The organism is Scandinavium sp. UTDF21-P1B (assembly GCF_040750395.1).
Classification (GTDB): Bacteria; Pseudomonadota; Gammaproteobacteria; order Enterobacterales; family Enterobacteriaceae; genus Scandinavium.
Genome location: NZ_JBFLVD010000015.1, coordinates 149,721 through 172,209 on the forward strand (window position 1 = coordinate 149,721; position 22,489 = coordinate 172,209).

The window sequence follows — 22,489 nt, forward strand, 5'->3', positions numbered from 1 at the left end:
AATAGACGGAGTATTTGCCTTTTTTGCCTTTTCCTCGCCCGTTTATCGCCTTCGCCTCTGCGTTAGAGTAGCGGCGTGAAAAAGTCGATGGGATAAGAACGTGGCAAAAACTTTATTACGCAGCGGAAGCCTGGATGATTTCCAGTCCGTGGGCGGCGGCGGGCAGGCCGTCTTTGCGTCTGCCCTGCAGATCCGCGAAACGCTGCGGTTACGCAAACAGCAAACGCTGGTGGAGTGCCTGGCGATTCCACAGGTCAACGATGACGGCGACCGCGTGGACTGGTATTCACCGATTGAAGGTGACGTTCAGCCGTGGAAAGCGGCCGAAGAAGAGGTGCGCGAGCGCGCCCTGCATCAACTGGAAACTCTGGCCGACGGCGCATTAAGCCTGGCCCGCAGATGCCAGCAGTCAGAAAAAACCGCCCAGCAGCTGTTTGGCGCATTACTGGAAAAAGCGTTGCAGTTTCCGGGTGAAAACCACGTGTTCCTGGTTGGCGGCAAGCCGGTTATCACCTTCTGGGGCTTCGTGAACCTCAACGAAAGCGCCCGTGAGGAGCTGTTCGGCTGCCTGCATTTTGCGCCCGTTCCTGAACCGCTTATCGACGACGAAGATGAATTTATTGACGATGAACCGCTGATTGTCACCCTGAGTCACGCCGACGAACCGCTGCTGACTGCGCCGTTGACGCTGGCTGCAGAACGTGAGCCTGAAGCGGCACCTGAAGCAGAAAGCCCCGTCGAACCTGAAGTCACCGAAATTCCCGCGCCTGCTGCTGCCGTGAAAAAATCCCGTCGCGTGCCGCTGTGGAGCCTGCCCGTTGCCGCCGTTATCGTGGCCGCCATTGCAGGGCCTCTGCTGTGGCCACGGCAGACCCCTTCCGCAGAACCGGCTGTCGCACATGTCGATCCGCAGCCAGCCGTGGCTGAGCCTTCTGCGCCATTGCTCCCTGCGCTCACATCCACTCTTCCACTACATCAGGCAAGCGTCACCGTGGAGGAAAAAGCAGAACCGGTCGCGAAACCCGTCGTCATCGCCGCTATCCCAAAAGATGCGCTGGTGATGGATGCCGACCAGATGCGTGCGGGCACCACAAAATTTCTCAACGGCAATTGGCGAGTGCTGATAGACGTCAAAGATCCGGTCAGCGGCAAAGCCCTGTCGCTGCGCTATCAGATCCTGAATAACAAAGGCAGCGCTCGCCTGGTGCACGGCGCAAACGTCGTCTGCAAAGCAGATATTTTCTCGGGCCTGCATCAGAACGGCGAACTGCTGGTGAAAAGCCGCGGCAATGCGCGGTGCAGCGACGGTTCGCGCTACCCAATGCCGGAGATCTCCTGCAAAGCTGGCACCAGCGATGTCGCTGAATGCACGGGCCGCTACGACGCCAAAACGGTCGTACCGCTGACTTTCCGTAAGGTGGGAGCATAAACATGCTGGTGACTCTTTGCGATTACCAACAGAGCGTAACGCTCATCGCCAATAGCGGCGTGCAGTTCCTCGACTTCGGACTGACGCCGCAGGATTCCCTGAACAACGGGCGCTTCGTGCGCAAAACCGCAAACGGGCCGCTGCTGCGTCTGGACTACGACATCGTTAACAGCCGCTACACGCTGCCCGCCATCGACGGCCAGCAGGCCGAAGTGGTTAAACCTGAAAGCACGCTGCCGCTGGAGTATTCGCTGGCCATTCTGGACGGCGTCTGGCTCCCACTGCCTTTCCTGCGTTTCAACCCACCCCGCACCTTTGTCGAAGGTCCGGACAACTGGGCGCGGGTGCAGATCCGCAAGCTGCCGGAGCCGGACAGCGCCGGGAACACCCATCGCGTAACAATTGCCCTCGACAGCCAGATCCGTGACGATGCGCCGATGGCGCTCGCCCCTGTGGCCAACGACTTACTCAACGGCACCCGCTTTGCGCTGGCCTGGCGCGACAGCGAAGTGGCCGACTTCCTCGATCAGACCTGGATTGATGGCTGGCTGCGTGAAGTCTTCAGCCACTACGCCAGCCTGACGGAAAACCGCAGCGAGCGCGACGTTGCCCAGGCAATGCGCAGCTTTGAATATCAGGGCCACTGGCTGAATCTGCTGGCGATGCTGGGCGAACAGCTGAAAGTGCCGGAGGTGAAAATCGCCACGGCCACCGTCAGTACGCCTGCTATTCCGGTTGATTTGATCCTCGACGTCGGCAACAGCCATACCTGCGGGGTGATCATCGAAGATCATGGCGATGCCAACGATGGCCTGCGCCAGACCGCAGAATTGCAGGTGCGTTCGCTCAGCGAGCCGCAGTTCCTTAACGCCCCGCTGTTCACCAGCCGCCTGGAGTTTTCAGAGGCGCGCTTCGGCAAGCAGCATTTCTCCGTGGAAAGCGGACGCGAGGATGCGTTCGTCTGGCCGTCTATTGTGCGCGTGGGCGACGAAGCCCGTAAGCTCGCTATGCAGCGCGTTGGCACCGAAGGCAACAGCGGTATTTCCAGCCCGCGCCGCTACCTGTGGGATGAAACGCCAACCGTGCAGGACTGGCGCTTCAGCCAGATGAACAGCCGCACCCAGCGCGAACCGCTGGCGGCCGCCTTCCCGCTCTCCTACCTGATGAACGACGACGGTCAGCCGCTGTTTACCCTCTCGCCGGACGAACGGATGCCGGTCTTCTCGCCGCAGTACAGCCGCAGCACGCTGATGACGCACATGCTGTGCGAAATTCTGGCGCAGGCGCTGGGGCAGATTAACAGCGTGGCCACCCGCCAGCGCCTGGGCTTTCCGTCTTCACCACGCCAGCTGCGCACGCTGATCCTGACGCTGCCTTCCGCCATGCCAAAACAGGAGCGCGAGATTTTCCGCCGCCGCATGTTTGAAGCTATTGCGCTGGTGTGGAAGTCCCTCGGCTGGCATCCGCAGGATGACGACTTCAGCAACCCGAAACAGCAGGATAAAAGCGTCGTACCGGTCCCCAACATTCATATGGAGTGGGACGAAGCCAGCTGCGGTCAGCTGGTCTGGCTCTACAACGAAGCGATGTCCCATTTTGGCGGGCAAACGGAAGCTTTCTTCGCCGCACTGGCGAGACCCGATCGTGAACCGGAACCCGGCACCCGGCCAGGACGTGCTCTGCGCGTGGCGGCTATCGATCTCGGTGGCGGCACGACGGATATGGCGATCACCCATTACCGCCTTGATGAAGGGACCGGCAGCAACGTCAAAATTACCCCGCAGCTGCTGTTCCGCGAAGGCTTCAAGGTGGCGGGCGACGATATTCTGCTCGACGTCATTCAGCGCTGCGTGATGCCTGCCCTCCAGACGCAGCTCCAAAAATCCGGGATCGCCGACGCATCGGCCTTGATGGCTACGCTGTTCGGTGATTCCGGCCGCATTGATACGCAGGCCATCCTGCGCCAGCAAACGACCCTGCAGCTGTTTATGCCGATTGGGCACGCCATTCTCGGCGCGTGGGAAACCAGCGACATCAACGATTCTCTGGCCGGGCTGCACACCACCTTTGGCGAACTGCTGACTCAGGCTCCTACCCGCAACGTGATGAACTACGTTGGTCAGGCCATCAGCCACGCGCTGCCCGCGGATGCAGAACCGTTTGATCTGCTCGCCACGCCGCTACAGGTCAATTTCCGCGATCTGCATGAAGCAATGCTGGCGGGCGATTTCACTATTGCCGCCCCGCTCCATGCCGTTTGCGAAGCTATCTCTCATTATGCCTGCGACGTGCTGCTGGTGACCGGGCGTCCTGGCTGTCTGCCTGGCGTCCAGGCGCTGATTCGTTACCTCCAGCCCGTACCGGTTAACCGGATGGTCTGGATGGACAACTACCACGTTCATGAGTGGTATCCGTTCAGCCAGCAGGGACGTATCGGTAACCCGAAATCGACCGCCGCCGTCGGCGCAATGCTGTGCAGCCTGGCGCTGGATCTGCGTTTGCCGCGCTTTAACTTTAAAGCCGCCGACATCGGTGCGTACTCCACTGTTCGCTATCTCGGCGTGCTGGATAACACCGTTAACACGCTGCGTGAAGAGAATATCTGGTATGCCGATCTGGATCTGGACAAACCAGGTGCGAAGGTCGATGCCCGTCTGCACTTCCCGCTGCGCGGCAACGTTACCCTCGGATTCCGCCAACTGGCGAACGCCCGCTGGCCCGCCACGCCGCTCTACACGCTGAGCATCAACTCCCCGGAGGTGGCGAAAGCCATTGCCGGAGACGGCGTACTGCAGGTTCGGCTGCAGCTGACCGGCGGTAGCCGTCAGGAGGGCCCGGAAGCCTTCGTCCTGGCAGAGGCAAAATTGCAGGATGGCACGCCGGTGCCACCTGATGCCCTGACGTTGAAACTGAACACGCTGGCCGACCGCCGTCACAGCGGCAGCCACTACTGGATTGACAGCGGGAGCGTCTACCTGAAATGAGCCGACTTCAACCTGTAATTGACTGGACGCGCGCGACCCGTCAGACCTCCGCCCTTTTCGACACCGATGCCGATGCGTTGCTCACGCGCCTGCTGATGCTGAAATCACAGGAGACGGCGCTGTGCGAAGCACAAACCGCCCCGACAAGCATCGGCCTGTTTGGCCATTCACAAGCTGCTAAAGCCCACCTGCTCGGTGCGCTGTGCAGCAGCGGCAACGGTCGCCTGCTGGTGCAAACCGGCAGCAAAACGCTCGACTATTTCACCCATCTCAATCCGGGCCATGCTCTGACAAGAATGGCGCTGCGCTTCAGCCATACGGCTGCGTCTCCGGACGATGCCTTCCCGCTGCGTTTACGTCTGATGTCGGAAGCAGAACTGGTGCAGGTGTTCCTCGCACATACCTTACGGCAAAACAGCACGCACCCGGTGGCAAAAGCAACGGTCGCCGCACGACTGAAAAGCTGGCAATCGTTGCGCCAGACTCAGCCCGTACCGGGTCTGAGCGAAGAGGATGTGGCGGCCGTCGCCAGTTTCTGGCAAGCGCATGTTCCTGCTCGTCAACAACAGATCGACGATAATTTGTGGCAGCAGCTTATTCAGCTGCTGCCCTGCCTTGACCTCAGCGCCCGCGCCACGGCATGGGCGCTTCTCTGGGGCGAGCAGCAGGAGCTGACACGCCAGTGGCTGGAGCTTGCGCACGTGATCCAGCAGTGCGGCAACGTTCGTGAACTCGCCGCGCCGCTGAGCCTGCTGGTTGACAGCTTTACGCTCCCTGCCGAAGGTTTTCTGACGCCGGAAAACGAGCCCGATGGCGAAACCGTGGTGCACCCTCTCCTCGCCGACCGGTTGCAGAATGCCATCAGCCTGCCGTTGAGCGCGCTGGCGCTGCTGACCGTCGAGCTGGTGCTGCCAACGGAAAACGGTGTGCTGGATAACGTCGATGTGATCGACATTCCTCACCCGGCGCTAACCGACGACGCGCTGTGGGCCAGCAAATGCCGCTGGCTGCTGGAAAGCTATCGCCAGCAGCATCAGCCCGATCTGTTGCTTGTCTGCAACGCAGCGTCCAGTCGGGGACAAATCGCTGACAGCGCCCGCACGCTGGCAAAATGGGTCACCGATACCCAGCCGCAGCACGACGGTGTGCTACCGGGTCTGGTGTGGGCGATCACCCCGCAGGACGACCGCTTTGTGCGCAAAGTGAATTATGATGAAGCCGTACAGCATCTCATCGAAAAGCCCGGCCAGCGCTGGGGCACCCTGCAGGCGCTCGATGGCAGCAGTCTCCAACGACTGATCGAATGGCTTTCGCAGGCGACCGTACCGGCATTACGCAGTGCGCGTTTACAGCGGCTGGCCGATCGCCTGCGATTGCAAACCCGACAGCTGCTGTCCAGCTGGCAACATGGCAGCAATGCCGACCCGGCTGAACAGCGCCGTCAGGCGGAGCAGGTGGTGCGGGAGCTTCAGGGCCGCGCGGCCATCCTCGGCGAGCTTCTGGAAGGATTATTACCGCCGCTGGCAAGCTTTGAGCAACCAGGGCAAGTTCAGCAGCAGCGCGAAGAGAAAGTCAGCGGCCTGTTCAGCGAGAGCGTTGATCTGTTCGCCCAGACCGAAGAAACGCAGTCCGGCCAGCATGCTTTGCAGGATAGCGGTACTCGCGCCCATGCGGTGTGGGTCAACTATCTGCGCCAGTGGAGCCGCAGCGAAGCCAGTGCTCAACGCTATGGTCTCAGCACCGCCGTGCTGCAACAGCTGGCGGACATGCTGATTATCACCAGCTATCGCCTTGATCTGCCCGCTCAGCTGCAGGCCATTACCCCTGACGAACGCGCCAGCGCGGCCCATTTGCGGGCCACCATCAGCAACTATCTCGCGTGGCTCGGCTATGCGGATATGCCTGTCGCCGCACGGCCGCAAAGCCGTGTGGTGAAAGGTAGCACGCTGTTTGCGCCTGCCGCCAGCAGCCTTGAGCGCCTGACGCAGCTCGGCGAGCGCCCTGCTCATGCCGCAACGCGTTACGTTTACGACTGGCTCGTCGCACTGTTCACGCGCGCAACGGAAGCGCCGGACTATCGCCATCCGCAGGATGTTTCCCCGAAGTCACGCAAGCAGCTTTCAACGCTGCTTTAACGTCAGGATGGGTCTTCTCTTGCCCGGAGGCGCTTGCGCTTACCGGGCCTGCAGAACGAAGATCTCACCCAGCACCGCTGCCAGCACAGAGGGGTTTTCCCAGGACAGGGAGTGTCCGGCATCCGGAATGATGTGAAGCGGTATTCCGGCACCTGCAACCGCTTCAGCATCCGCATCAGGCAAGGAATGTGCGCCAAAAATAAGCGTTTTTTCACAGCGGAGGCTGCGAAAACGATCCATCCATGACGGCGCAATGCCCGTGACAAGGCTGGTTGCTGCACGCCACAGCGCCCACGGGGCGGTCAGCTGCAGGCAGCCCTTCCAGGGACTCTCTTCCTGCGCCACGATTTGCGCAAAACCTTTGGCAGTAAATTCTCCTTCTGAATACGCCGCTATCTGACGGCTGAAGAATCCTCCACCGGGATAGAAATTGGGTTCAGAAACCGCAAGCGTATGCACCCGCTCACCCAGCATATCCGCTGCTTCAATCGCGATACTGCCACCCATGCTGTGGCCGTAGAGATCGCAGATGGCTATCTTCAGGGAATCGAGAATCTCCACGACGACGGCCGCCTGTTGAGTCGTGGTGTAAGCGTAGCCGCGAGGCTTATCGCTGAATCCACTGCCGGGAAGATCGATCAGGATCGCGCGCCGATTGCCAACGGCGGAATCGGCAACAATGCGAGGATATTCGTAGGAGGCAGCGCAGCCCAGGCCGTGGATAAATACCACCGGCAGGCCGCTGCCGGGGAGATCGTGCCAGCGCACCGTGGCACCCGCAGTGGCCGAGAAGAGTGAATTCATGGCATCGCCCTTCAATTGTTTTTATATACAGTAATAAAAGTACGAGGGCGAGTCCAGTCTGGTTTAAAACATCGACAGCAGCAATGCAACGGGGAAACTGAAAGGCCAGGTTGCGCCAATCAGAAAGGTGGCAATCAGGCGGATGCGCTTGCTCTCTTTAGTGAGGAACCACGTAATAAAGGCACTAATGGTGGCCATGATGGCGTAAAAAATCAGCATATGCTGGTACAGCGTCATGAAAAAACCCGATCCACGTCAAAAAAAATCGTGCGCACTATGCCACTAATTTTGACCTGCATCAAATCTTTACAAATGTGACGAAATAATCACGAACCAAATGCAAAAACCCCCTTTGTCTGATGGCGAACCTGTGGACGAGAGGCTATATCAGTAGAGGCCAACTAAAAGAGGATGGTGTTATGGAAGTATCCAGTAAAACCGTGTTTATGATTAATCTCTTTGCTGCCGTTGCCCTGATTAGCCTTTTATCGTTTCGTTTTGGCTGGGTTTAGATCGGATTACGCACAACAAAAAAGCAGCCACCTGGCTGCTTTTTGCTTTTAGATTCAGTCGGATGCACTTTTCACTTTGGCGGCATTGGCATTGTAGGCTGCCTGCAGCGCTGCCGCGTTATCGTAGTTTGTCGGATCGTACTTCGGCAGTGGGTTAACTTTCTCATAATCCCATTCGGCCGCCGTACAGGCTGCTTCCGTTCCCCCCTTATTTTCACACTCGGCGATGCGATGCGCCGGAGAATTTGTACAACCACTCAAAAAAGCCAGCGCGGCAAAAGCGCAAATAAACAGTTTCTTCATAACAACGTAAGATAATGACCAAGTTTGAAAGCGGACGATCCTCGCATATCTGCTTTCAAGCTGTCAAAACCCGATTAATCCGGAAGTGGGATGTCGGAGCATCTCTTGCCGGTGGCGCTGCCACTCATCAATATTCAGCGCGTAAAACAGGCTCGGCATGGCGTTGGCCACATCGGCAACCTGCCCGCGCAGCACAAGCCCCGCTTTCAGCAGCACGCGCTGCGACGCCAGATGGTTTGAGCGCACCACGGCCGTCACTCTCTGCAGCTGACGCTCGTCGAAGGCGTAATCCAGCATGCGCTGACAAAACTCGGTAGCGAACCCTTTTCCCCACGCTCCGGTCGCAAAGCGATAACCGAGATTGTGTGTGAGTTCTTTTTCCAATGGACGCAGGCTGATGCCGCCAAACCCGACAATCTCCTGCGGCCGTTCAGCGTCATAAATCGCCATTTGCCCAATACCGTCCTGATACCAGCCGTCCAGCCACTGCGCCAGACGCGTTTTTGAATAAGCGAGATCGGGATAAGGTCCGGCGGGATTGAACGTATTGGTGGCAGGATCGCCGTAGATACGAAATAAATCACCTGCATCAGCGGCGCAAACCGGGCGGATGATCAGGCGTTCGGAGAAGAGAGAGTGCGTGTCGATGATGTCATCGCTCCATAATCAGAGAAACCGGCCAGACCGATCAAGGTACCCTGAATTATGGACAGTTTTGGCGGGTTTGCTCAGATGCTCAGGAATAAAAAAGCCGCCTTAAGCGGCGGCCTGATGCGACGTGGACCTTACGCGTCCCCTTCCAGCGCATCCTGAATCGCGTCTGCGAGAACAGAAACTTCCTGCGCCACGTTACGCAAATCCATCTGGCTGCGGATCCCGGCATTCGCCGTTGAGGCTGAAACTGACGCCTTAGAAATCTCTAAAGCCGCCTGCACCGCCAGCAAACGCTTATGGTTTTCGGCAACGTCGGCGCCCGTGGCGTTATCGTGATCGAAATACCCTTCTAACATCGCGCTTTCCTTATAAAGTTGTTGAGTCGGTCGTGCAGAGCAGGATACTGAAAATGCTGGCATAAGCCCGCATTGTTGAGAATTGGACCGCCACCGAGGCCTCGAACCTCGTACACGACAACATAAAAATGTTATTTGCTCTTCCAGCTGAGCTAGTGGCGGTTTGGGCGATCTATTCTACGCGTGAATGAATAACATTACAAATAGAGGGACTAATGGCTGTTTGAACATTAATCAGTTTTGCTTACGCTATTTTGCGTAGCCCATAAACACACCGTTTTTCATCACCGCCACCTTGCCTGTTTTATAAGCAATAATGGTGTAAAGCCCTTGTGAATATACCGTCGCGTCTGCGTTAGTCTCGTCCTGAGCAGCCGGTTTGCCGTCAACGGTAACAATACCCAAAGCATCCCGCTTGATAAGCATTCCGTCGTAATGGCGAGTGAACGCCATGGATTTTTTGGCCGACTGCGCCTTTTGCGGATAGAGTGCTTGCGCATTTTCCAGAGACTGTTTTTCTGCCGCACTGTTAATGGCCGACTGACGATTTTGTTCCGCCAGGTAGCAAGCGTCACGACTCACACCCTGCGCCTCACACTCAGCCATACGGGAGGAAGTGCTGGAGCAGCCCACCAGCATCAGCAGCGGCAATGCGCAGATCATTACTTTATTCATACATCCTCACAACATTTTAATTGTATTCACTATCATCATTCGCCGGCAGGCGATAATCGCGGCCAATATCCGCGATCTTCTCCCATCACCATTTGATTTATGTCATGCCTTTTCATTGTGCTGATTAGGAAATTTCTGGAACCATGATTTACCGGTTAAGTAACGCTTGCCGGACGCACTCTATCATCAGAATGATTGAACGCCCGTTGAGTAGGCTGAGCAAGCGAAGCGCCGCCCGACGTTGGGTATTGGGTAAATATCGGTCATCAAAAACCTTCTTATCCACTACGGGCTAAAATAAAAGGGATGCTTTTAGCCATCGATCTGAATCACCCTCTTCACATCTCCAGGAGTTAAAATGACTGACTTAAGTGAACGAGTTGAAATGCTTGAAAAAACCATTGGTGAGCTCACCTTTAATCTCCACGTATCTAAGGTTGCCATCACCGTCTTGTCCGGCGCGTTAAGCGATATGAGTAGTGAGCCAGGTATGCTTGTCAGTTCGTATGAACAAGTAAAAAGTTCAGCTCCACTGGTGACATTCAACCATCCCGACCAGCAAAACTATGAGGAAAGGCTTAGGAAGAGCGTGCTGGCACTGCTTTCAAAACCCGACCTGACGTCTTAATCGGTCCGTGTCTCTACAACAGGATAAGAGGAATATCCTCTTGTAGAGATATCAGAATGACGCTGCCACTACGATGATGCTATCCGGCAAGGATCATCCGTAATGGATGCCCCTGGCGGCCCCATAAAAAAATGACTGCAACACAGTCATCCTGCATTACAGCCATTTATCACCTCATCAGTGCTTAATCATCACATGCCGCACCACGGTGTAATCTTCCAGGCCGTAGACTGACATATCTTTGCCATAGCCGGAGAGCTTCTGACCGCCGTGCGGCATTTCGCTGACCAGCATAAAGTGGGTGTTGACCCAGGTGCAGCCGTACTGCAGGCGAGCGCTCATGCGGTGTGCGCGGCCCACGTCTTTGGTCCACACGGAAGACGCCAGGCCGTAATCTGAGTCGTTCGCCCAGCCCAGCACCTGCGCTTCGTCGTCAAAGAGCGTGACGCTCACCACCGGGCCGAACACTTCGCGCTGCACGATGTCGTCTTCCTGCTTCGCACCAGCCAGCACCGTGGGCTGGAAGTGATAGCCGTTGCCCGCCGCCTTTTCACCACCGGTGACGACAGTGACATGGCTCAGGGCTTTGGCTTTGTCCACCGCTACGCTCACGCGGTCCAGATGCGCTTTCGAACTTAGCGGCCCCAGCTCGGTAGATTCATCGTCCGGTGAGCCCATTTTAAGGGTGGACACTGCCGCGCCAAGTTTTTCAACCAGCGCATCGTAGATGCCCTTCTGCGCGTAAATACGACACGCAGCGGTACAGTCCTGCCCGGCGTTGTAGAAGCCAAACGTACGAACACCTTCAACAACAGCGTCCAGGTCAGCATCATCGAACACAATAACCGGCGCTTTTCCGCCCAGCTCCATATGAGTGCGCTTAATCGACGGCGCGGTGTGGGAAATGATGTGCTCGCCAGTGGCGATGGAGCCCGTCAGGGAGACCATGCGCACCTTCTCGTGGCCCGTCAGCGGATCGCCGACGGTTTGCCCGCGCCCGAACAGCACGTTAATCACGCCTGCCGGGAAGATATCTTTTGCCAGCTCGGCGAGCTTCAGCGCCGTCAGCGGGGTGATTTCAGACGGTTTGATAACAACGCAGTTACCCGCCGCCAGCGCCGGGGCCAGCTTCCAGGCCGCCATCATCAGCGGGTAGTTCCATGGCGCAATCGAGGCCACCACGCCAACCGGGTCGCGGCGAATCATTGAGGTATGCCCTTCCAGGTATTCCCCCGCCGCCAGCCCGTTCAGGCAGCGCGCCGCGCCCGCGAAGAAACGGAAGACGTCGGCCACTGCGGGCAGTTCATCGTTGATCACGCAGTGCAGCGGTTTGCCGCAGTTGAGGGATTCGAGCTTCGCCAGCGTTTCAGCATGCTCGTCGATAACGTCGGCAAGTGCGAGCAGGCATTCAGCACGTGCTTTTGGCGTGGTCTGTCCCCATTCAGCAAAAGCACGATCGGCGGCCAGCACGGCCTCATTTACCTGCGCCGCCGTGGCTTCGGCGATTTCAAGAATCACTTCACCAGTGGCCGGGTTATAGACCGGCTGTTTTTCGCCTTTGCCTGCGACCAGTTCACCGTTAATCAGTAAGTTGTGTTGCATATCCTGCTCCATCATTTTCAATTATTTACCGCTTCCGGCGACCGTTTCGCCGTCGCGTGTCAGCCACCAGGCCCCCAGAATCGGTATAGTTGTCACCAGCATCACCAGCAGCGCCACCACGTTGGTCACCGGCACATCGCGCGGGCGACCCAACTGGTTCAGCAGCCACAGCGGCAATGTGCGCTCGTGGCCTGCGGTAAAAGTGGTGACGATGATTTCGTCAAACGACAGCGCGAACGCCAGCATACCGCCCGCCAGCAGCGCCGAGCCCAGATTCGGCAGCACTACATAGCGAAAGGTCTGCCAGGTGCCGGCGCCTAAATCCATCGAGGCTTCCACCAGGCTCCAGGAGGTGCGGCGGAAGCGTGCAATCACGTTGTTGAAGACCACCACCACGCAGAAGGTCGCGTGCCCGACCACAATAGTGAAGAAGCCTGGTTCAAGGTTGATGGCCTTAAACGCCGTCAGCAGCGCCAGGCCGGTGATGATCCCCGGCAGCGCAATCGGCAATAACAGCAGCAGTGAGATGGCGTTCTTGCCGAAAAATTCACTGCGCCATAACGCCGCTGCAGCCAGCGTGCCAAGTACTAATGCAATAACGGTCGACAGCGCGGCAATCTGAAGTGACAACGTCACTGAATCAAGAATATCGCTGCGCCCCGCCGCCACGCTGAACCAGTGCAGCGTCAGGCCTTTCGGCGGAAAGCTGAACGCCGCGTCTTCCGTATTGAAAGCATAGATGGCAATGATGGCGAGCGGGAAGTGAAGGAAAATCACGCCGCCCCAGGTCGCCAGCTTCAGGAACCACGGTGCTCTTTCAGAGTGCATCGAATGCTCCCAGACGTTTCACGAACGCCAGATAAAGGGCGATTAACACAATCGGTACGAGGGTAAACGCCGCCGCCATCGGCATATTGCCGATAGCGCCCTGCTGTGAGTAAACCATCTGCCCGATAAAGTAGCCCGGCGGCCCCACCAGCTGCGGCACGATGAAGTCACCGAGCGTCAGCGAGAAGGTGAAGATCGACCCCGCCGCGATACCCGGAATAGCTAAGGGCAGAACCACATAGCGGAACGTCTGACGTGGATAAGCGCCTAAATCGGCAGACGCCTGCAGCAGCGACGGTGGCAAGCGCTCCAGTGCCGCCTGTACCGGCAGGATCATAAACGGCAGCCAGATATAGACGAACAGCAGAAAGCGCCCAAGCCCGGAGGTGGAGAGCGTATTGCCGCCCACTGCCGGAAGCTGCAGAAAGTCGTTCAGCAGCCCTTCCAGTCCCATATGGGTGAGAAACCACTGGGCAACGCCGTCTTTTGCCAGCAGCAGCGTCCAGGCGTAGGCCTTGACGATGTAGCTCGCCCACATCGGCAGCATCACCGCAATGTAGAAGAACGCTTTCCATTTCCCGCTGGTGTAGCGCGCCATGTACCACGCCATCGGAAACGCGAGGATCGCGCTGGCGATAGTTACGGCAATCGCCATCACCAACGTGCGCACGATAATGTCGTAGTTCGCCGGGTTGAACAGCGCTTTCAGGTTGGCGAGCGTTAAATCAGGCGTCACCGACATGGTGAAGTCGTCAAAGGTATAGAACCCTTGCCACAGCAGGGTCAGCAGCGATCCGAGATAGACCACGCCGAACCACATCAGCGGCCCGAGCAGCAGCAGGAACAGCGCCAGCGACGGCCTGCGCCAGAACAGACCGGAAAGCCGGTTAGCGCGCGGTTGAGAAGGAAGCGGTGCGATACTCATGGCCATCTCACCTCCCTCCGTCCAGCGGCACCATCGCCTCCCGCGACCAGGACGCCAGCACGTTCTGGCCGGGCGTCGGGCCGTCCGGCAGCGCGCCGCCGCTGAAATTCCCCTGGCTCACCAGCAGCTTTTCCCCACCGGGCAGCCGAATTTCATAGCGTGTCGCCGCCCCCTGATACTGCACCGCCTGCACGACACCATTGACCTGTATCTCACCCGAGGTATCCAGCCGGATATGCTCCGGGCGCAAAGACCATTGACCCGTCATACCGCACAGCTTTTCGGTCATACCGGTATCGAACACGTTCGAGGTGCCAACAAATCCGGCCACAAACGGCGTACGCGGGCGCAGATAAAGCTCACGCGGGGTATCTATCTGCTCGATACGACCATTGTTAAACACCGCCACGCGGTCAGACATCGACAGGGCTTCGCCCTGATCGTGGGTGACGAAAATAAAAGTAATACCCAGATCCTGCTGAAGCTTTTTCAGCTCAAACTGCATCTGTTCGCGCAGCTTGAGGTCAAGCGCGCCCAGCGGTTCATCAAGCAAAAGCACGCGCGGTTTGTTGACCAACGCACGGGCAATCGCCACGCGCTGGCGCTGGCCGCCGGAAAGCTGTGACGGTTTACGCGCCTGTACATGGCTCAGGGCAACCTTTTCCAGCGCTTCCTGCGCCATCGCGTGCCGCTCTTTTTTGCCGATGCCTTTGACCATCAGCCCGTAGGCGACGTTATCGATGATCGACATATGCGGGAACAGCGCGTAGTCCTGGAAGACGGTATTGACGTCGCGCTGCCACGGCGGCAGCTCGCTTGCCTCTTTACCGAAGATTTTGATTGCCCCGCCGGAAAGTTGTTCGAATCCGGCGATGAGCCGCAGGCAGGTGGTTTTGCCGGAGCCTGACGGCCCCAGCATGGAAAAGAACTCCCCATCATTGATGGCGATACTGACGCCATCCACCGCACGAACATCACCATACAGACGCGAGACATCCCGAAATTCTACTGCGTACGTCATGCTTCACTCCCGGGCGTTAACGACCACCCATGATGGCGATGTAATCCTGCGTCCAGCGGCTGTACGGCACATACTTACCGCCTTCGGCAACAGGCGTTTTCCAGAAAGCGATTTTGTCGAAGAAGCTGTAGCCGTTGGTTTCGCAGCCTTTGTCACCGAGAAGCGGGCTGGCTTTGCAGCCTTCCGGCACAACCGGCAGCGAGCCGAACCAGGCAGACACATCGCCCTGCACTTTCGGCGTAAGCGACCAGTTCATCCACTTGTAAGCACAGACCGGGTGCCTGGCTTCGGCGTGCAGCATGGTGGTATCCGCCCAGCCGGTGACGCCCTCTTTCGGGAAGACGGTGGCGACGGGCTGGTTGTCGGTTTTCAGGCCGTTAGCCTGATAAGGCCAGGAGCTGGAAGCCACCACGCCTTCGTTTTTGAAGTCGCTCATCTGGACGGTGGCATCGTGCCAGTAGCGGTGGATCAGGGCATGCTGGGTGCGCAGCACTTTTAGCACCGCGGCATACTGCTCTTCGTTCAGCTGATACGGGTCGGTGATGCCGAGCTGCGGCTGGGTGGCTTTGACGAACAGCGCCGCATCGGCGATGTAGATCGGGCCGTCATAGGCCTGCACGCGACCTTTGTTGGATTTGCCATCGGGCAGCGTTTGCTCGACAAAAATCACCTTCCAGCTGTCCGGCGGCGTCGGGAAAGTTTTCGTGTTGTACATCAGCAGGTTTGGGCCCCACTGGTACGGCGTGCCGTAGACTTTGCCGCCCACGTTGAACCATGCGCCTTTTTCCAGACGCGGATCGAGGGTTTTCCAGTTCGGGATAAGTGCGGTGTTAATCGGCTGAACGCGTTTGCCCATGATCAGGCGCAGTGAGGCATCACCGGAGGCGGTGACCAGGTCATAGCCACCCTTCGCCATCAGGCTGACCATCTCATCAGAGGTGGCGGCGGTTTTCACGTTCACCGAACAGCCGGTGTCTTTTTCAAACTGGGTCACCCAGTCGTAGTTTTTATCGGTCTGGCCGCGTTCCACGTAGCCCGGCCAGGCAATAATATCGAGGCGGCCTTCCGCTTTGCCGAGCGACGCTGGCGGTTCGGCGGCTTGTGCTGTCATGATAGTCAGGCCCAGCGCGCACAGGCTGCTGCGGGCAAATTGCTTGCTCATCGTGTTGTTACTCCTGTCGGAATTAATCTGGCGGCAGCCGTGCCGTAAAAATATGTCCCCTAATAACCGTAGACGGCGTAATGCACACGCACCCGTGAGATTGGGGAAATTTCACCAGGTTGTGACAAAGGGCGCATTACGCTGAAAATCCAGTGATATATCTGAACTAAACAGAGTATAGACAAGGCGTTACGGCGCTTAGCCAGGTATGCATATTTCCTATGAAAACAGCAAAAGAAATAACCCGCTTATTATCAGAAAAATAATAAGCGGGTTATTTTCAATTTGAGAAAAAGGTATTCAGAAAATAAGAATGGCTATTCGTTAATCATTTCACGAATAAGATTCCCCAGGGTTTTTACCCCCTGCTCTTCGCGATCGCTCCAGCCCCAGGCGGTGTTAAAACGAAAGAACGACGCCCAGCTGTCGGTGGTTGAAAACATTTTGCCAGGCGCGATGCTAATTTTATGCGCCAGCGCCCGCGCGCCAAGCTCTCCGGCGTCGATGCCAGCAGGTAGCTCCAGCCATAAAAAATAGCCGTTATCGTTGTGGTGAATTTTCACCTCCGCCGGTAAATGGCGCAGCAATGCCTGCCAGGCCTGATGCTTGCGTTCCGCCAGCTGGCGACGAAGCCTGCGCAGATGCGAGTCGTAACGTTTGGTGCCAAGGTAATCCACCAACGCCATCTGCATGGGCGAGCTGGTGGAGAGCGTGCTCATAAGCTGCAAATGCTGAATGCGCTGCGCGTGTTTGCCGGCGGCAACCCAGCCGATACGAAACCCTGGCACCAGACATTTGGAAAACGAGCTGCAGTGCAGCGTCATGTCATCGCGATCCCAGGCCTTAGCAGGCAGCGGTTTCTCGCGGCCAAACCAGAGTTCGCTGTAGACGTCGTCCTCAATCAGCGTCACGTTGTGCGCAGTCAGTAGCGCGATAAGCTGTGCTTTTTTCTCCGGGCTCAGGGTAAATCCGAGCGGATTCTGGCTGTTGGTCATCAGCCAGCAGGCTTTGACCGGATACTCCTGCAACGCCTGTTCCAGCGCCGCCATATCAATGCCTTCTTTCACGTCCGACGGCACCGCCAGCGCCTTGAGCTTCAGCCTCTCCAGCGCCTGAAGCGCGCCGTAGAAGCAGGGGTTCTCGACAATCACCCAGTCGCCCGGCTCCGTCACGGCCTGAAGGCTCAGGTTCAGCGCCTCGAGTGCGCCCGCGGTGATCACAATCTCATCCGGCGAGATATTCATCCCCTGCAACGCGTAGCGCCGGGCGATAGCGTGGCGCAGCTCCGCGTTACCCGGCGGCAGATTTTCAATCACGCTCATGGCGCTGGCGGTTTTGCTGACCTGCGCCAGGGAGCGATTGAGCTGCTGAAGCGGAAAAAGTCGCGGGTCGGGAAACGCGGAGGCAAAAGGCAGCACTGCCGCATCCCTGCTCGCCTGCAGCACGCCAAAAATATAGGTATTAATGTCTACGGCTTCGTCGCGCATGACCTGCGCAGGCGGCGTTGCCTTAAGCGCTTTCACCGGGCGCGGCGCAACGTAGTAGCCCGACTGCGGACGGGCGATGATTCGCCCCTGGCTTTCCAGCAGCTGATACGCATGGCCGACGGTCATAAAGCTCATCCCGCTGATGGTCACCTGCTCACGCAGAGACGGTAGTCTGTCGCCGGGCTGCCAGACGCCAAGGGCAATCTGCTCGGTGATCTGCTGCGCCAGGCGCTGGTATTTTTTCATCGCTGCGGCCTCTGCCGAATATAACAGTGTCAAAAATTATCATATTTACTGTAACTGTTATACATAAATAAGCCCCGACTGTCTCTGCTACTCCCTCGCGGCAATCCTTACCATGACTGCGAGCACCGTTTTATGTCGAGGTTGTCCATGTTCGGTTTAGACGCATTCCACCTGGCGCGAATACAGTTCGCGTTCACCGTCTCGTTTCACATTATTTTCCCTGCCATCACCATCGGGCTCGCCAGCTATCTGGCGGTGCTTGAAGGGCTGTGGCTGAAAACCAAAAATCCTGTCTGGCGCTCGCTGTGGGCGTTCTGGTCGAAGATTTTCGCCGTCAATTTCGGTATGGGCGTGGTGTCCGGCCTGGTGATGGCCTACCAGTTCGGCACCAACTGGAGCGGCTTTTCGCAGTTTGCGGGCAGTATCACCGGCCCGCTGCTGACCTATGAAGTGCTGACGGCGTTCTTCCTCGAGGCGGGGTTCCTCGGCGTAATGCTGTTCGGCTGGAACAAGGTCGGCCCCGGTCTACACTTTTTCGCCACCTGCATGGTCGCGCTGGGGACGATCGTTTCAACGTTCTGGATCCTCGCATCGAACAGCTGGATGCAGACGCCTCAGGGTTTTGAAGTCGTTAACGGCCAGGTGGTGCCGGTAGACTGGTTCGCTGTCGTGTTTAACCCTTCATTCCCGTATCGGCTGGCCCATATGTCCATGGCGGCGTTCCTCAGCAGCGCCCTTTTCGTTGGTGCCTCTGCGGCATGGCATCTGCTGCGCGGTAACAATACGCCTGCCGTTCGTGCGATGTTTTCTATGGCGCTGTGGATGACGCTGATCGTCGCGCCGCTTCAGGCGTTGATTGGCGATATGCACGGCCTGAACACGCTCAAACACCAGCCTGCAAAAATTGCCGCCATCGAAGGTCATTGGGAAAACAAACCCGGTGAACCGACGCCGCTGCTGATTTTCGGCTGGCCGGACATGAACCAGGAGCGCACGCGCTACGGCTTAGAAATTCCGGCGCTCGGCAGCCTGATCCTGACCCACAGTCTGGAAAAGCAGGTTCCGGCGCTGAAAACGTTCGCCAAAGAAGACAGACCAAACTCAACGATTGTGTTCTGGTCATTCCGCGTGATGGCAGGACTTGGTGGCCTGATGCTCCTGCTGGGCGTGCTGTCGCTGTGGCTGCGCAAGCGCCAACGGCTCTACACTTGCCGACCTTTTCTGCGCTTCGCGCTATGGATGGGGCCAACGGGCCTGATTGCCATTCTGGCAGGCTGGATAACGACCGAAGTTGGTCGTCAGCCGTGGGTGGTATATGGACTGCAACGCACGAAGGACGCGGTTTCCGCGCACGGTGATTTGCACATGAGCGTGAGCCTGCTGGCGTTCTTCATCGTCTATTCATCGGTCTTCGGCGTGGGCTACAGCTATATGATTCGCCTGATTCGTAAGGGCCCGCAGAACTTTGTTCCCGACGCACACGGCACGCCTGCTCGTCCGCTTTCGGCGGCCATCGACGTTAATCAGCAGGAGGTGCGCTAATGGGCATCGATTTATCGGTTATCTGGTTTGTGCTCATCGTTTTCGCCACGCTGATGTACATCGTGATGGATGGCTTCGATTTGGGTATCGGCATTCTGTTCCCGTTCGTGCGCAAACCCGAAGAGCGCGACGTGATGATTAACAGCGTTGCCCCGGTGTGGGACGGCAATGAAACCTGGCTGGTGCTTGGCGGTGCCGGGCTGTTTGGTGCGTTTCCGCTGGCCTATGCGGTCATCATTGATGCACTGACCATTCCGTTGACGTTAATGCTGATCGGGCTCATTTTTCGCGGCGTCGCGTTCGAGTTTCGCTTTAACGCCACCCCTTCGCACCGTCCATTCTGGGATCGCGCATTTCTCGGCGGCTCGCTGCTCGCCACGTTCTGCCAGGGGATCGTTGTGGGCGCGGTGCTGAACGGTTTTCCGGTTCACAACCGCGCTTTTGCCGGCGGCCCGCTTGACTGGCTGACGCCGTTCTCCCTGTTCTGCGGTTTCGGGCTGGTTGTAGCCTATGCGCTGCTTGGCGCGACGTGGCTGGTGATGAAAAGTGAAAATCCGCTCCAGGCAACAATGCGCCGGGTTTCGCACGGATTGCTGCTGGCAATGCTGATTATCATTGCCGCCATCAGCCTGTGGACGCCGCTCGCACATCCGGCGATTGCCGCTCGCTGGTTTAGCCTGCCGAATCTGTGGTATCTGCTGCCGGTGCCCGTTCTGACGCTGGCTGTAGCCGTCGTGCTATGGCGAATGCTGGGCAATGTATCCTGTCACGCAGCGCCGTTTATGCTGACCCTGGGCCTGATTTTCCTGGGCTTCAGCGGGCTTGGGATCAGCATCTGGCCGAACCTGATCCCACCCAACATCACGATATGGCAGGCGGCAGCCCCGCCGCAGAGCCAGGGCTTTATGCTAATTGGCGCCCTGCTGATTGTGCCGATCATTCTGGTCTACACCTTCTGGAGCTACTACGTATTTCGCGGAAAAGTGCAGACCGGCGAGGGTTATCACTGATGCAAAGACCACTTTATCAACGTCTTTTCTGGCTGGTTGTCTTATGGGGCGGCAGCGTGCTGACGCTGGCGACGGTGAGCATGTTTTTCCGCCTGCTGATGAGCGCCGCGGGATTTAAATCTTAACCATTCCATTGCCGGGCGGCACGTTGTTTGCCCGGCCTACAAAATCCGTAGGCCGGATAAGGCGAAGCCGCATCCGGCAATGGCGCTTACAAGCCCTTGCGCTTTGGCAGGGTCTTCATCAAATCGTCCGGGCTGACGGACGCCACAATGCTCCCCGCCTGCGGCATCTTCAGGATATGGTTTTTGATTTTGCCGACCACGTGCATTTCGCACGGACGGCAGTCAAACTTCAGCGTCAGCACTTCGTCGCCGTGCATCAACTGCATTGGCGTCGCCTTCCAGCTCTTGATGTTGCCTTTCGCCTGTTTCGGGCACAGGTTAAACTCAAAGCGCAGGCAGTGCTTGGTGATCATCACCGGCACGTCGCCCTTCTCTTCGTGCGCCTCATATGCCGCGTCGATCAGCTGGACGCCGTAGCGATGATAAAACTCGCGCGCTTTGTGGTTATAAACGTTAGTTAAAAACGTCAGATGCGTTTCCGGGTATACCGGTTCCGGCGTGGAAACCGGCTTGCGGCTACCGCGTACGTAGGCCGCCAGACGTGCCTCATCAAGCATCTCCACCGTTTCACGGCGCAGCTGGTTCAGCAGGCTGTTCGGTACAAACAGCGCACCCGGCAGGTTCACCTGCACGTCGCGCGGGTAATAAATGGTTTGCCCCAGCTTCGCCACGCCGTCCTGAAGGTTGTTCAGGGCTTTTTCAGCGTTGGATGCTTCTTCAAAATTGCCGTCGAGCGTATGCGTCACGCTGACGCCGTCTTCGCTGGTCATCGTCAGGATCAGCTGTTCCTGCCAGCCGCCGATGTCGATATCCACCGCAATGCGGCGTTCGCTGGAGGTTTTGGTCAGCGCCTGGGACCAGTTGTGGTCGAGGTTGCGGTTCAGCGGGGTGTGCGGGCGCGCCTTGTGCAGATCCGCAGGCATTTCGTTCGGCCATACGCGATAGCGGTTGGCGCCGGTTTTCTCCACCGTATTGGCGCGGAAACCAACCACTTCACGCTTGATGAGCACGTTCAGGCCGTCGCCGTTCGCCAGCGGCTCGGTCACTTCCACGTCGAGGTGATCTTTGCTGACCTTCAGGACTTCGCCCACCGGCAGGCCGATAAACTTCGGCGAATCAAACGCGCCGATATCGCCTTTACGCGCGTTCACGAAGTAATCCGTGCTGCCGCGATGGAAGGTTTTGTCAGTGGACGGTACGAAGAAGTGCTCGGTGCGACCGTGGGAAGAGCGCGCCAGGTCGCCGCGCTCTTCGATAATTTTGTCGAGCATCTGGCGATAGTGCGCGGTGATATTTTTCACGTAGCTCATGTCTTTATATCGCCCTTCAATCTTGAAGGAGCGCACGCCTGCGTCAATCAGCTGCCCCAGGTTGGCGGTCTGATCGTTGTCCTTCATCGACAGCAGGTGTTTTTCATAAGCCACTACGCGGCCCTGATCGTCTTTCAGGGTGTACGGCAGACGGCAGGCCTGCGAGCAATCGCCGCGGTTGGCGCTGCGCCCGGTCTGCGCATGGGAAATATAGCACTGGCCGGAATAGGCCACGCACAGCGCACCGTGGATAAAGAACTCGATGGTGGCGTCGGTATTCTCATGAATCGCTTTAATCTGCTGGAGGTTGAGCTCACGCGCCAGCACGATCTGGCTGAAGCCAACATCAGACAGGAATTTCGCTTTTTCGACGCTGCGGATATCGCACTGGGTACTGGCATGCAGCTCAATCGGCGGCAGATCCAGCTGCATGATCCCCATATCCTGCACGATCAGCGCATCCACGCCGGTCTGGTACAGGTCGGTAATCAGCTTTTGCGCCGGTTCCAGCTCATCATCGTGAAGAATGGTGTTGATGGTCACAAACACCTTCGCGCCGTAGCGATGGGCAAACGGTACCAGAGCGGCGATATCGCTCAGGCTGTTGCTGGCGTTGTGGCGGGCACCGAAGCCAGGGCCGCCGATGTAGACCGCATCCGCACCGTGAAGAATGGCTTCGCGGGCAATGCCGACGTCACGGGCCGGGCTCAGGAGTTCAAGATGATGGTTTTGCAGGCGCATCGTTATTATC

21 protein-coding genes are annotated in these 22,489 nt (G+C 57.8%); 8 read left to right on the top strand and 13 right to left on the bottom strand.

The features are described 5' to 3' along the window. The first annotated feature begins 100 nt into the window (after positions 1–100). Genes AB1287_RS12945 through AB1287_RS12955 form a run of 3 tightly spaced genes read left to right on the top strand, consistent with a single transcriptional unit; the run spans position 101 to position 6,548 of the window. Complete coding sequence (locus AB1287_RS12945; protein ID WP_435618019.1) at positions 101–1,429, top strand: SrfA family protein; 1,329 nt, start codon at positions 101–103, stop codon at positions 1,427–1,429. 2 nt (positions 1,430–1,431) lie between these two features. Beyond that, complete coding sequence (locus AB1287_RS12950) at positions 1,432–4,413, top strand: virulence factor SrfB (RefSeq protein WP_435618020.1); 2,982 nt, start codon at positions 1,432–1,434, stop codon at positions 4,411–4,413. After that, positions 4,410–6,548: a virulence factor SrfC family protein gene (locus AB1287_RS12955; RefSeq protein WP_435618021.1), complete on the top strand. Its 2,139-nt coding sequence runs from the start codon at positions 4,410–4,412 to the stop codon at positions 6,546–6,548. The genes AB1287_RS12950 and AB1287_RS12955 overlap by 4 nt, the downstream gene beginning before the upstream one ends. A 39-nt stretch (positions 6,549–6,587) precedes the next feature. On the opposite strand, the gene AB1287_RS12960 is transcribed toward AB1287_RS12955, so the two are convergent. Both AB1287_RS12960 and AB1287_RS12965 read right to left on the bottom strand, forming a co-directional pair. Then, positions 6,588–7,352 carry an alpha/beta fold hydrolase gene (locus AB1287_RS12960; RefSeq protein ID WP_435618022.1) on the bottom strand — a complete coding sequence of 255 codons (765 nt, stop codon included), beginning with the start codon at positions 7,350–7,352 and terminating at the stop codon, positions 6,588–6,590. A 63-nt stretch (positions 7,353–7,415) separates the two neighbouring features. Continuing rightward, on the bottom strand, positions 7,416–7,589 hold the full coding sequence (locus AB1287_RS12965) for a GhoT/OrtT family toxin (RefSeq protein WP_435618023.1): 174 nt from the start codon (positions 7,587–7,589) through the stop codon (positions 7,416–7,418). Positions 7,590–7,771: 182 nt separating this feature from the next. Between AB1287_RS12965 and yncL the strand changes: the two genes are divergently transcribed. Continuing rightward, entirely contained in the window at positions 7,772–7,864 is a 93-nt protein-coding gene (yncL, locus tag AB1287_RS12970) for a stress response membrane protein YncL (protein WP_435618024.1), read from the top strand. 54 nt (positions 7,865–7,918) lie between these two features. Here yncL and AB1287_RS12975 read toward each other — a convergent pair whose 3' ends face one another. The 4 genes from AB1287_RS12975 to AB1287_RS12990 all read right to left on the bottom strand — a co-directional run bounded on the left by AB1287_RS12975 (position 7,919) and on the right by AB1287_RS12990 (position 9,852). After that, complete coding sequence (locus AB1287_RS12975) at positions 7,919–8,167, bottom strand: hypothetical protein (protein ID WP_435618025.1); 249 nt, start codon at positions 8,165–8,167, stop codon at positions 7,919–7,921. Between the two features lie 63 nt (positions 8,168–8,230). Continuing rightward, positions 8,231–8,818: a GNAT family N-acetyltransferase gene (locus tag AB1287_RS12980; protein ID WP_435618183.1), complete on the bottom strand. Its 588-nt coding sequence runs from the start codon at positions 8,816–8,818 to the stop codon at positions 8,231–8,233. 134 nt (positions 8,819–8,952) lie between these two features. Further along, entirely contained in the window at positions 8,953–9,177 is a 225-nt protein-coding gene (locus AB1287_RS12985; RefSeq protein WP_435618026.1) for a hypothetical protein, read from the bottom strand. A 249-nt stretch (positions 9,178–9,426) separates the two neighbouring features. Then, on the bottom strand, positions 9,427–9,852 hold the full coding sequence (locus AB1287_RS12990) for a hypothetical protein (protein ID WP_435618027.1): 426 nt from the start codon (positions 9,850–9,852) through the stop codon (positions 9,427–9,429). 358 nt (positions 9,853–10,210) lie between these two features. Here AB1287_RS12990 and AB1287_RS12995 point away from each other — a divergent pair, with 358 nt between their 5' ends. Then, positions 10,211–10,480, top strand: a complete 270-nt coding sequence (locus AB1287_RS12995; protein ID WP_435618028.1) for a hypothetical protein — start codon at positions 10,211–10,213, stop codon at positions 10,478–10,480. A 177-nt stretch (positions 10,481–10,657) separates the two neighbouring features. Here the strand turns inward: AB1287_RS12995 and patD are convergent, their stop codons facing one another. The 6 genes from patD to AB1287_RS13025 form a co-directional block, all read right to left on the bottom strand. Beyond that, positions 10,658–12,082, bottom strand: a complete 1,425-nt coding sequence (gene patD, locus AB1287_RS13000; RefSeq protein ID WP_435618029.1) for an aminobutyraldehyde dehydrogenase — start codon at positions 12,080–12,082, stop codon at positions 10,658–10,660. Between the two features lie 21 nt (positions 12,083–12,103). Next, a complete protein-coding gene (locus tag AB1287_RS13005; RefSeq protein WP_435618030.1) occupies positions 12,104–12,910 on the bottom strand; it encodes an ABC transporter permease in 807 nt (268 codons plus the stop codon). Beyond that, complete coding sequence (locus AB1287_RS13010) at positions 12,900–13,841, bottom strand: ABC transporter permease (protein ID WP_312628091.1); 942 nt, start codon at positions 13,839–13,841, stop codon at positions 12,900–12,902. Before AB1287_RS13010 ends, AB1287_RS13005 begins: the two co-directional genes overlap by 11 nt. A gap of 1 nt (position 13,842) precedes the next feature. Further along, positions 13,843–14,856, bottom strand: coding sequence for an ABC transporter ATP-binding protein (locus AB1287_RS13015; protein ID WP_435618031.1), 1,014 nt, complete (start codon positions 14,854–14,856; stop codon positions 13,843–13,845). 16 nt (positions 14,857–14,872) lie between these two features. Next, positions 14,873–16,018 (bottom strand): putative ABC transporter substrate-binding protein YdcS, encoded by a 1,146-nt coding sequence (gene ydcS, locus AB1287_RS13020; protein ID WP_312628089.1) that lies wholly within the window; start codon positions 16,016–16,018, stop codon positions 14,873–14,875. Positions 16,019–16,335: 317 nt separating this feature from the next. Then, positions 16,336–17,751 carry a PLP-dependent aminotransferase family protein gene (locus AB1287_RS13025; protein WP_312628087.1) on the bottom strand — a complete coding sequence of 472 codons (1,416 nt, stop codon included), beginning with the start codon at positions 17,749–17,751 and terminating at the stop codon, positions 16,336–16,338. A 147-nt stretch (positions 17,752–17,898) separates the two neighbouring features. Between AB1287_RS13025 and AB1287_RS13030 the strand changes: the two genes are divergently transcribed. The 3 genes from AB1287_RS13030 to AB1287_RS13040 are packed head-to-tail and all read left to right on the top strand — an operon-like array spanning position 17,899 to position 20,428. Further along, entirely contained in the window at positions 17,899–19,293 is a 1,395-nt protein-coding gene (locus AB1287_RS13030; protein WP_435618032.1) for a cytochrome ubiquinol oxidase subunit I, read from the top strand. Beyond that, entirely contained in the window at positions 19,293–20,303 is a 1,011-nt protein-coding gene (cydB, locus tag AB1287_RS13035) for a cytochrome d ubiquinol oxidase subunit II (RefSeq protein ID WP_435618033.1), read from the top strand. Before AB1287_RS13030 ends, cydB begins: the two co-directional genes overlap by 1 nt. Then, positions 20,303–20,428, top strand: a complete 126-nt coding sequence (locus AB1287_RS13040; protein WP_312628084.1) for a DUF2474 domain-containing protein — start codon at positions 20,303–20,305, stop codon at positions 20,426–20,428. The genes cydB and AB1287_RS13040 overlap by 1 nt, the downstream gene beginning before the upstream one ends. Positions 20,429–20,514: 86 nt before the next feature. Here AB1287_RS13040 and AB1287_RS13045 read toward each other — a convergent pair whose 3' ends face one another. Next, positions 20,515–22,479: a U32 family peptidase gene (locus AB1287_RS13045; RefSeq protein ID WP_435618034.1), complete on the bottom strand. Its 1,965-nt coding sequence runs from the start codon at positions 22,477–22,479 to the stop codon at positions 20,515–20,517. Positions 22,480–22,489: the final 10 nt, after the last annotated feature.

Bases quoted from the DNA above. Each gene is read 5' to 3' on its own strand.
- AB1287_RS12950 (WP_435618020.1), top strand. From the start codon at position 1,432: ATGCTGGTGACTCTTTGCGATTACCAACAGAGCGTAACGCTCATCGCC.
- AB1287_RS13040 (WP_312628084.1), top strand. From the start codon at position 20,303: ATGCAAAGACCACTTTATCAACGTCTTTTCTGGCTGGTTGTCTTATGG.
- AB1287_RS12975 (WP_435618025.1), bottom strand. From the start codon at position 8,167: ATGAAGAAACTGTTTATTTGCGCTTTTGCCGCGCTGGCTTTTTTGAGT.
- yncL (WP_435618024.1), top strand. From the start codon at position 7,772: ATGGAAGTATCCAGTAAAACCGTGTTTATGATTAATCTCTTTGCTGCC.
- AB1287_RS13030 (WP_435618032.1), top strand. From the start codon at position 17,899: ATGTTCGGTTTAGACGCATTCCACCTGGCGCGAATACAGTTCGCGTTC.
- AB1287_RS13010 (WP_312628091.1), bottom strand. From the start codon at position 13,841: ATGGCCATGAGTATCGCACCGCTTCCTTCTCAACCGCGCGCTAACCGG.
- AB1287_RS12965 (WP_435618023.1), bottom strand. From the start codon at position 7,589: ATGACGCTGTACCAGCATATGCTGATTTTTTACGCCATCATGGCCACC.
- AB1287_RS12955 (WP_435618021.1), top strand. From the start codon at position 4,410: ATGAGCCGACTTCAACCTGTAATTGACTGGACGCGCGCGACCCGTCAG.
- AB1287_RS13005 (WP_435618030.1), bottom strand. From the start codon at position 12,910: ATGCACTCTGAAAGAGCACCGTGGTTCCTGAAGCTGGCGACCTGGGGC.
- AB1287_RS13015 (WP_435618031.1), bottom strand. From the start codon at position 14,856: ATGACGTACGCAGTAGAATTTCGGGATGTCTCGCGTCTGTATGGTGAT.
- AB1287_RS12960 (WP_435618022.1), bottom strand. From the start codon at position 7,352: ATGAATTCACTCTTCTCGGCCACTGCGGGTGCCACGGTGCGCTGGCAC.
- AB1287_RS13025 (WP_312628087.1), bottom strand. From the start codon at position 17,751: ATGAAAAAATACCAGCGCCTGGCGCAGCAGATCACCGAGCAGATTGCC.
- AB1287_RS12985 (WP_435618026.1), bottom strand. From the start codon at position 9,177: ATGTTAGAAGGGTATTTCGATCACGATAACGCCACGGGCGCCGACGTT.
- AB1287_RS12990 (WP_435618027.1), bottom strand. From the start codon at position 9,852: ATGAATAAAGTAATGATCTGCGCATTGCCGCTGCTGATGCTGGTGGGC.
- ydcS (WP_312628089.1), bottom strand. From the start codon at position 16,018: ATGAGCAAGCAATTTGCCCGCAGCAGCCTGTGCGCGCTGGGCCTGACT.
- patD (WP_435618029.1), bottom strand. From the start codon at position 12,082: ATGCAACACAACTTACTGATTAACGGTGAACTGGTCGCAGGCAAAGGC.
- cydB (WP_435618033.1), top strand. From the start codon at position 19,293: ATGGGCATCGATTTATCGGTTATCTGGTTTGTGCTCATCGTTTTCGCC.
- AB1287_RS12995 (WP_435618028.1), top strand. From the start codon at position 10,211: ATGACTGACTTAAGTGAACGAGTTGAAATGCTTGAAAAAACCATTGGT.
- AB1287_RS13045 (WP_435618034.1), bottom strand. From the start codon at position 22,479: ATGCGCCTGCAAAACCATCATCTTGAACTCCTGAGCCCGGCCCGTGAC.